1 protein-coding gene is annotated in these 1,121 nt (G+C 75.5%); it reads left to right on the plus strand.

The features are described 5' to 3' along the window. Positions 1–1,045: FGGY-family carbohydrate kinase (locus tag AB0J52_RS41775; RefSeq protein ID WP_500188837.1), on the plus strand; the 1,045-nt coding region annotated here is incomplete at its 5' end. Between the last annotated feature and the right edge of the window lie 76 nt (positions 1,046–1,121).

Consider the following 1,121-nt stretch of genomic DNA (forward strand, 5'->3'; position numbering starts at 1 on the left):
GTTCTACTGGGCGGCGCGGCAGCTCGCCGCGAACCCGCGCGTCCGCGACGCCGCCGCGGCCGGCCGCCTGCGGTTCGGCACGGTCGACACCTGGCTCGCCTGGAACCTCACCGGCGGCCGGACGTACGCGACGACCCCCACCAACGCCTGCTCCACCGGCGGCTACCTGCTGCGCGAGCACGCCTGGCACACCGAGTGGATCGAGCGGCTCGGCTTCCCCCTGGGCCTGCTGCCCGAACTGCGCTCCGACGACGAGGGCATGGGCGTGACCGACGAGGGCGTCCTCGGCCTCGCGGTGCCGATCGCGGCGTCCATGGGCGACCAGCACGCCGCGCTGATCGCGCTCGGCGGCCTGGAGGCCGGCGACGCCATGTGCATGTACGGCACGGGCACGTTCGCCGACGCCGCGACCGGCACCGAGGTCTACCCGCCGGTCCCGGGCGCGGACGGCGTCCTCGCCCACGTCGGACGGCGCGAGGGCGACACCACGCAGTTCAGCCTGGAGGCGTACTGCTCCACGACCGGCTCGGCGCTGCGCTGGTTCTGCGAGGACCTCGGGTTCTTCCGGACCCCGGCGGAGATCAGCGAGCTGGCCGCGAAGGCGGACTCCTCCGGCGGCGCGTGGTTCGTGCCCGCCCTCGCCGGGGTCCGCACCCCCGCGTGGACGCCGCGCGCGACGGCCGCGCTGTCCGGCCTGACCCTCGCGACCGGACGCGCCGAACTGGCGCACGCGATCCTGGAGGGCATCGCGCACTCGGTGTGCGACCTGGTGGACGGCATGACCACCACCACCGGGGCGCCGCTGCGCCGCATCCGGGTCGGCGGCGGCGTCGCGGGCAGCGACCCGCTGATGCGGATCCAGGCCGACCTCATCGGGCTGCCGCTGGAGCGCGACGCCGACTCGGCGACCGCGAGCCTGCGCGGCACCGCCTACCTGGCCGGGGCCCGGCAGGGCCTCTGGCCGTCCCTGCAGACCATCGTGGAGGCGCAGCCGATCGGCCGCGTCTTCGAACCGGCGCTCGGCCCGCCCCAGACCCGTCCCTGACGAAGCAGCACCCCTCAAGAGCCCAGCCAAACGACCAACCAGAGCCCCCGCACCCCCACCGACAACCGAGCCAACC

It is taken from the genome of Spirillospora sp. NPDC049652 (assembly GCF_040675125.1).
In the GTDB taxonomy this organism is placed as follows: Bacteria; Actinomycetota; Actinomycetes; order Streptosporangiales; family Streptosporangiaceae; genus Spirillospora.